The sequence below is a fragment of the Streptomyces sp. NPDC101227 genome (assembly GCF_044767545.1).
Classification (GTDB): domain Bacteria; phylum Actinomycetota; class Actinomycetes; order Streptomycetales; family Streptomycetaceae; genus Streptomyces.
This window is the reverse complement of sequence record NZ_JBIWOD010000035.1, coordinates 1-7353: the sequence shown is the minus strand read 5'-3', so window position 1 is coordinate 7353 and position 7353 is coordinate 1. Positions and strand designations below refer to the sequence as shown.

Sequence of the window (7353 nt, the reverse complement as noted above, 5' to 3'; positions counted from 1 at the left end):
GCCGGGGCCGGGGGGGGGCACGGGGGGGGGGGGGGGGGGGCCCCGGGGGGGGGGGGGGGGGGGGGGGGGGGGGCGCCCCCCGGCCCCCGCCGCCGCACTGGACGGCGTGCTGCACCGGATGGGGCATCCGGCACCGGGGGAAGGCGTGGAGCTGGCAAAGCTCATCGTTCACCCCGCGCACCGTGGGGGGCGTACCGCGTCGCTGCTCGTCGCGCTGGCCCTCGCCACCGGGCGTGCCCTGCACAGGACCCGAGCCTGGGGAACCGTGGACACCGGACTGGGCCAGCACCGGTTCGTTGCCCATTACGGCTGCCGGGACCTGGGACACGTACGCGAGCACCCCCTGTACGGCGAGGTGACCCGCCTCATGTGGTGTGACCTGACCTCCCCTGCGGGCAGGTTCGAGCCGCTGGTCAGTGAGCTGACCGACCGGATAGCCAGTCATGAGACCGTCTGGCGCGCCGTTTCCCCGCATTCACCGAGCAATCCGTGAACGAGAGGCCCTCGCACCGTGACGACTGTCCCTGTGCAGCTGCAGCCGACCAGGCGATACATCCGGGACCGGCTGCGTGAGATCAGAGCCGCGGACCCCGATCTGGCGCAGCGGCTGCGCCGGCTGCAGAAGTTCTCCGGCACGGTGCGCACCAACGTCGTGTTCCTCACCCGGGCATGCGACATTCGGTGCCAGGGATGCTGGTACTTCGGACACGGGATGGACAAGGGAGTCTCGGAAGCCTCCGACGAGGAGGTCGCGGACGCCTTCGCCCGGCGCATGGCCGACGCGGGGGTCACCCACGCTCTGCTCCTGGGCGGAGAACCCACGTTGGTCGCCGTCTCCTTCGGGCTTTCGTGGTGTTGTCACTGCCCTGACGGTTGGGGGCGGGCAAATGTGACCGACGGAAGACAGTTGTTCGTGTGCGCCTTGAACATCGAACCGTCGGGCAGGGCCCGGTGGGGGTGCCTTCCTGCCGGCAGGCAGCGCACGCGACTTTTCTGGAAAAGTTCAGCATGTGGAGGTCGGTGGCCCCTGCGGACTCAGGCGCCCACGGTCCCGTCGATCCCCTCACGCAGAAAGTCCGCGTGGCCGTTGTGGCGGCTGTACTCCAGGAGGACGTGCACCATCACCATCCGCAGCGATACCTCCTCGCCCCATCTTGGCTGATACCCGGCCCGGTCCAGGGACTCAGCATCCCGCTCGATGCGGCGCGAGTTCTCCACCTCGGCCTCCCAGGCTGCGAACGCCTCCTCCCTGGTCGACGCGCTCGCGTCGTACGCCGCCTGGAAGTCGATCTTGTCGGACCAGACCATAGGCGCGTCGTTGTTCTCGAACACCCGACGGAACCAAGCGCGCTCCACCTCCGCCATGTGCCGCACCAGACCGAGCAGTGAAAGCGTGGACGGCGGCATCGACTGCTGCCGCAGTTCCTCGTCGGTAAGCCCTTGGCACTTCATGGCGAGGGTCGCGCGATGGTAGTCGAGGAAAGCCCGCAGCATGTCGCGTTCGCTTCCCGAACTGGGCGGTCCTATGCGATGGTCACTGGTCACCGACTGTGCTCCTCATCCGTGTCTGTATTCAGGGCCAGTATCTGCCCAGTCGGCTATCCACCACGGACCATGCGGGCGCAAGGCTCATCGGTCGTCCGACATCCGCAGCTACGCCTTGGATCGATCATGCAGGCGACGCCGGCGTCAACCACCTCACCACCAGCCGGTTCATAGAGGTGTTCCAGTTCGCAGTCCCAAGGCGTCGTGGGCAGAAGTCAATTCTGCCTCAGTGTCGGAGAGCACGTTGGGCTGTGTTCGTCGTGGATCACTGCGTCGTCGTCCCAGGCGGTCACTCTGATGCGTAGAGCCCGTGGCTGGAGCGTGGAGCGGACTCGGGGGTGGTGGCCAGTGCCGGGTTGCGGGTGCAGTCGCCAGGGGGTGGTGATCGCGGCCAGGGCCAGTGTGCCCTCGATCATGGCGAATTCGTCCCCGAGGCATTTGCGTGCGCCGCCGCCGAAAGCTGCGAAGCCGTGGCGTGAGGTGCTGGCATGTGGGCGGTCGGTCCATCGCCCAGGGCCGCCGGGTGGAGGGCCGGCAGGTGGCAGGCCCACGAGAGGGTCGTTGCCATGGTCTCCACGCCCGCCGCGTGGATGGACAGGGACTGGTCGACGAGTTCCTCTGCGGACAGCCCCTGGCCGTCCCCCTCGGTGTCACGGGCGGTCAGGAGTCGGCCGATGAGGTCGTCGCCCGGGGCGCCGCTGTTCTTGCGTTCCTCGATGGGCTGGTGCAGCAGATTCCGGAGCCGTTTGCGGACTGCAAAGACTTGCCATGTCCACCACGATTGACGCGAACGTCCCGCAGCTGCAGGGGACGTCGACGGACCCGGCCGTTCCCGTAGCCCCGCAGCCCGCGGCCGCCGACAGCAGGGAGACCCCGCTGTTCTCCCAGCATGCCGCCATCGTCCTGATGATGGCCGTCATCGCCGGCGATCCGGCGGTTTGGCGGTACCGGTTTGACAAGCCACCCGCCCGGGTGGGCCGCCGAGGCGAAGGCCTACAGCCGTCGCCGGGCCGGCGGTATCAACACCTCGTGATCAAAACGACTCTCCGCGCCGCCGCGGCCGCGGCCCTCGCCCTGCTGCCCCTGGCTGCCGCCACGCCCGCCCGCCGGTGGCTGATCCGTATGGCATCGGCCTTGTGGGCCGCCCTCAGCCGTACAGCGTGCTCCTCCGTCGCCGTGTAGAGGCGGCAAGAGGGCGCTGCGCGAACGGCGCCTTACTGCCCAGGCGTTCTGGGTTGTTCCCCCATCGCGATCAGCAAGGTGGCGGCACTGCCCGATCCCCACCGGGATGAGCAACGGCGGAAAGGGAGGCTGCACCAGCCCAGTCAGGGGCCGCATCAAGTCAGGAGTCTGCCCGGTCAGTTGACCGATCCGCTGAGTGCGTTGCGGCAAAGGGAGTCCCTGTTCGATGAGCAGGGGCTTCTCCGTGCTCAAAACCGCCTGACCCCGCACGAGCAGCTCATCGCGCGATCAGATGCCGTCCCACCGCCGCGCCAGCCGACGGCAGGCGTCGGCGAGTTCGGGTGGGCGGACCTCTGCGAGGTCGGCGTCGAACGTGGCGAGGAGGCCGGCGATGCCGGCCCAGGACCAGGCGCCGAGGGTGAGGCGGCAGTGGCCGGGGTCCAGATGTTCGATGACCGAGCCGCCCGGGGCCCAGCGGGCGACGACGGCGGCGGGCAGGTCGAGCCGGGCACTGCCCGTACAGGGCCACTCGGCGGGCGTGTCGCCCCGGTCGTGGCTGCTCATGACGAACTGGGCGAGGCTGTCCGCGGGCAGCTGGCGGGCGGCGAACCCCTGCGTCGTCGGGCGGACGCGCAGCCGGTCGACGCGGTGGACCCGCCAGTCTCCGTCGGTGAGGTCGTAAGCGACCAGGTACCAGCGGGCGGCCCAGACAACCAGGTGATGGGGCTCGATACGGCGGGTGCCGCCGACGCCCGGAGTCTCGACGACGAGCACATGGCGACGACGCACCGCCGCCCCCACGGCCGTCAGCGCATCCGGATCGATGGGTGGCCCCGGAAATTCCCAGTAATTCTGCAGCCTGGTCAGCCGCAGTGACTCCATCGACGCCCGCAGCCGAGCAGGCATCACCTGCTCAAGTACCGCGAGCGCCCGCGCCGCGTCGTCACCGAGGCCGAACACCGTACTGGGAGCGGTCTGCAGCGCCACCGCCATCGCGAGCGCCTGATCCTCGTCGAACTGCAGCGGCGGAAGCGCCTGCCCGGCGCCGAGTCGGTAGCCGCCGTCGGGCCCGTGGGCGGTGGTGATCGGGTAGTCGAGCCGGCGCAGCGTCTCGATGTCGCGGCGGACGGTGCGCTCACTGACGCCGAGCCGGTCGGCGAGTTCGCGCAGCGGCCACTGCCGACGCGTTCCGAGCAGCGAGAGCAGCCGCAATGCGCGCTGCGAGGTGGTCGCCATCGCCCCACCGTAAGCCAGTACTGGCCACTCGGTGTCCACTACCTCTGCCAAGGTCGGCCCCTGCAAGGCAAGTTGCCAAGGAATGGGGAGTACGAAGGATGCGTGTCGTAGTGGTCGGTGGCGGGATCGGTGGCCTCGCATTGGGCGCGGGGCTGCGCCGGCAGGGGCACGAAGTGACGGTGTTCGATCGCGACACCGATGTGACAGCGACCGGGGGCTACCACATCACCCTGCACGAGCCGGCGCAGGCAGCCCTCCGGGAGCTGGTCGCGCCGGAGGTCGTGGAGCGGCTGCTCGCGTCCGCCTCCGCGCTGCGGCTGCGCGACCGCGACGCGTTGTGGGACCGGTACGGCCGGGTGATCGGGTTCGGCCCGGACCTCAGCGGCGACTCCGGTGTGGACATCGACCGCGTCACCCTGCGGACGCTCCTCGCCGAGGCGGTCGGCGACGACCTCCACCTGGGGCGGAACGTGACCGGCGTCGGCCATGGCAAGGACGGCAGGCCCGAGGTGTACTTCTCCGGCGCCGATCCCGTCCCGGCCGATCTGGTGGTGGGCGCGGACGGCACGCACTCCCTCGTCGCCCGGCACCTGGCAGGCGGCCGGACCAACACCCCGACGGGCATCGTCGGCTTCTCCGGCCGCACGCGCCGCGACTACCTGGGCGCGTGCGAGCAGCAGCGCCTCGGGTTGCGCTCCGGCCTCGCACTCGGGCCCCGGGGCATGGCCCTGTACGTCGGCTTCCTCGACCCGGTAGGCAACGCCGTGCTCGACGCCCCCGAGCTGCGGGCAGCCGTCACGACCGGCCCCACCTACATCTGGGGCGCCATGCTCCCCGAGTCCACCACCGATTCCCTGCGCGAGCTGCGCGCCGGCGACCTGCAGGCCGCGCTCCTGACCTGCTACCGGAAACGCGGCTGGTCCGAGCGCACTCTCGAAGTCATCACCGCCGCAAGTCCGCACACCGTGGCCGCGTACCGCTTCCACGCCGCCTCGACCCGGGCTCACGACCTTGCCCCCTGGCCTGCCGGCCGGATCACCGCGCTCGGCGATGCCGTCCACGCGACGCCGCCGACCGCCGGCATGGGAGCCGGCGCGGCTATCCGCGACGCCGCCGCCTTGCTCGACCATCTGCGCGACGTCACCGACGGCACCACCGGACTCACCGTCGCCGTCAGCCAGTACGAAGCGGGCATGCGCCGACGCGGCAGCGAGGTCCTCACCCTGGCCATGAAGACAGTCGGCTGGATCCGCGCGACGGACACCCCCCTCGGCGCAGTCGCCACCACAGCAGCCACTTCCGTCCTGGCCGCAGCCCACCGCCTGCGCCGCCGCGGTCCCCACGGCGGAATGCCTGCACGGCGCGATCGTTGAAGACTGTCGTGGCTGTTTTTGTGGACTTGGTCCTGGTGCAAGGAGTCTGCCGTACGCGTACATGACGTGCATCATGCCTACCGCCGCCATCAGATGCTGCGGGGTGTCAGTCTTCAGCTGGGCCTGGCATCTTGGCGGGGATCGTCGGGGAGAACGGCGCGGGCAAGTCAACGCTGCTGAAGATCCTGGCCGGTCAGCTGCGGCCCGACCGGGGCACGGTCGAGCCCGGCGCGAAGCTGGGGTACTGCCCGCAGCACGTCGTGCTCAACGACGCGTCGACGGTCGCCCAGCACGTCCGGTACTTCCAGAGCGCCTACCGGCTGTCCACGGCGCGGCGGGCGTGGGAGGCGATGGAGGAGCTCGGGCTCGCCTCGTACGCAGGAGTGCTGGCGGATCGGCTGAGCGGTGGAACACGGGCGGCCGCCTCCGGCGTGTGGTCTGCGGGCCGGATCCGCGGATCGTCGCTCAGTGGGAGGCGGAAGGCGCCGAGGCACCACAACGCCCGGCCAAGGAACCGGACCGACCCTCATCTGCGGCGGCCACTCCGGCGCCGCCACCGCCGGCCGCGCCAGCGCCCGTCGGGCAGCCTCCCGCTGCTCCGCCTCGGCCACCCGCCGGCACGCGCGTGCCAGCTCTGGCTCCTGGCATCGGTCAATCGGTCATCCGCACGCAAGACGTCAGCCACTCGCGCGAGGACGTCGCGCGAAGTGGTTCACGGGTGCCATGGCCGATGGGGAACACCCCGCGGTGGCTGCGTTCGCGCCGTATCGGTCATGGCCGGTCCGCCGGTCCGCTCCATGACCGATGACCGATGGCCGATATACCGGCATCGGCCATCGGTCATGGCCGACGGTGGCCGATCGGTCATGGCCGTGCGGTGTGCAGCTCACGGTGGGGTGAGCGATGCGCTGGGCTGTGATGGCCGTGTCCGACGCGCAGCGACTAAGCCCTGGCCGGTTGATCTTCTGCCGCTTGAGGGGCATGAGCTCGATGTAGTCCTTGCGCCTCAGCGGCACCGGGACGTACCGGAACGGGGCATGCCGCCACGAGAGCCGTCGCACCCGCTGGCCGTCAGTAGCGGTGGCCGGGCCAGTGCGGATCTGTCCAGCGGTCCTCGTCGGTGAGTCCGAGCAGTCGTATCCGGTGCTGCAGATCCGCCGATGCGCCCGACTCGCGGAGCCGCACCGCCGCGTGTCCGAGGAGCCAGGCGACCAGTTCGGCGCGCATCTCCTCCTCGTCGTGCTCGTACCAGCCGACGCTCCACGGCAGGCTGTCTCCCAGGAGTTCGTACTCCCATTCCGCCGCCGCCTCGGTGAGACGTCGGTCGCTGAGGTACCCGGTCTGCTTCTTCCAGTCGGCAAGCCAGGGGCCGAGCGTTCCGGACGCCTCGGCGCACACCGCGAAGACCTGGTGCGCCGGGACGGCCACATCCGGATCGGTGAGGCTCTGCGCCCACCAGGCATGCAAGAACTCGCGTACCGGACCGGCGTGATCGTCGGGCCACTGCTGCCAGCGGCCGCGGGCGAAGGAGTATCCGGCCTCTTCCAGTCCGAACAGGGGCTCCACCCGACCGGCGACCAAGGCATTGGCGAACTGCGGCAGGATGCGGCGCAGCACGGCCGCGTGATCCATCCAGTCGATGGCCTGCCAGGTCCGGCGCAGGAGATCCGGCTCCAGTTCCACGTCCGGCGTCTTCAAAAGGGAGAGCTCCTCCGCACTGCCCCAGTGGCATTCGCAGTTGCGCTCGTCCGGATGTGCGGTCATGCCGTGGAAGGTGATGGAGAGGTTGTCCAGGGCGGCGCTGAGACGGCGACGTGCGGGATGGTCGGCGAGATGCATGATGTATCCAGCCTTCGAGGACTCCGTACGGCTTCCGCCGACCGAAGATCGCGACTTTACCCGGTGAGGCGGGCCGCGCAATAGGCGAGGGCCTGCTGTTCAACCCGGGGAACTTCCACGCTGTCGAACCGAACCCGGACGGTTGCCGGATCGCGTTCGCGTTCTTCGTCGGCCTGAC

At 70.1% G+C, this 7353-nt stretch carries 8 protein-coding genes and 1 pseudogene; 4 read left to right on the top strand and 5 right to left on the bottom strand.

The features are described from left to right. Positions 1 to 145: 145 nt before the first annotated feature. Positions 146 to 493 carry a hypothetical protein gene (locus ACIRPT_RS40205; RefSeq protein ID WP_403836745.1) on the top strand — a complete coding sequence of 116 codons (348 nt, stop codon included), beginning with the start codon at positions 146 to 148 and terminating at the stop codon, positions 491 to 493. A 542-nt stretch (positions 494 to 1035) separates the two neighbouring features. Here the strand turns inward: ACIRPT_RS40205 and ACIRPT_RS40200 are convergent. The 3 genes and pseudogenes from ACIRPT_RS40200 to ACIRPT_RS40190 form a co-directional block, all read right to left on the bottom strand. Continuing rightward, complete coding sequence (locus ACIRPT_RS40200; RefSeq protein WP_403836743.1) at positions 1036 to 1545, bottom strand: DinB family protein; 510 nt, start codon at positions 1543 to 1545, stop codon at positions 1036 to 1038. Between the two features lie 215 nt (positions 1546 to 1760). Beyond that, positions 1761 to 2096: a cytochrome P450 gene (locus ACIRPT_RS40195; protein WP_403836741.1), complete on the bottom strand. Its 336-nt coding sequence runs from the start codon at positions 2094 to 2096 to the stop codon at positions 1761 to 1763. Between the two features lie 29 nt (positions 2097 to 2125). Continuing rightward, positions 2126 to 2263, bottom strand: a pseudogene (locus ACIRPT_RS40190) (hypothetical protein); the annotation flags it as partial. Between the two features lie 50 nt (positions 2264 to 2313). Here ACIRPT_RS40190 and ACIRPT_RS40185 point away from each other — a divergent pair. Continuing rightward, positions 2314 to 2727 (top strand): hypothetical protein, encoded by a 414-nt coding sequence (locus tag ACIRPT_RS40185; protein ID WP_403836739.1) that lies wholly within the window; start codon positions 2314 to 2316, stop codon positions 2725 to 2727. 288 nt (positions 2728 to 3015) lie between these two features. Here the strand turns inward: ACIRPT_RS40185 and ACIRPT_RS40180 are convergent, their stop codons facing one another. Further along, positions 3016 to 3963: a helix-turn-helix transcriptional regulator gene (locus ACIRPT_RS40180; protein WP_403836737.1), complete on the bottom strand. Its 948-nt coding sequence runs from the start codon at positions 3961 to 3963 to the stop codon at positions 3016 to 3018. A gap of 98 nt (positions 3964 to 4061) precedes the next feature. Between ACIRPT_RS40180 and ACIRPT_RS40175 the strand changes: the two genes are divergently transcribed. Further along, positions 4062 to 5336, top strand: coding sequence for an FAD-dependent oxidoreductase (locus tag ACIRPT_RS40175; protein WP_403836735.1), 1275 nt, complete (start codon positions 4062 to 4064; stop codon positions 5334 to 5336). A gap of 131 nt (positions 5337 to 5467) precedes the next feature. Beyond that, the gene (locus tag ACIRPT_RS40170) at positions 5468 to 6460 is read left to right on the top strand and encodes an ATP-binding cassette domain-containing protein (protein ID WP_403836733.1); all 993 of its coding nucleotides are present in this window, start codon (positions 5468 to 5470) and stop codon (positions 6458 to 6460) included. Here ACIRPT_RS40170 and ACIRPT_RS40165 read toward each other — a convergent pair. Then, a complete protein-coding gene (locus ACIRPT_RS40165) occupies positions 6408 to 7175 on the bottom strand; it encodes a hypothetical protein (RefSeq protein ID WP_403836731.1) in 768 nt (255 codons plus the stop codon). The genes ACIRPT_RS40170 and ACIRPT_RS40165 overlap by 53 nt on opposite strands. Positions 7176 to 7353: the final 178 nt, after the last annotated feature.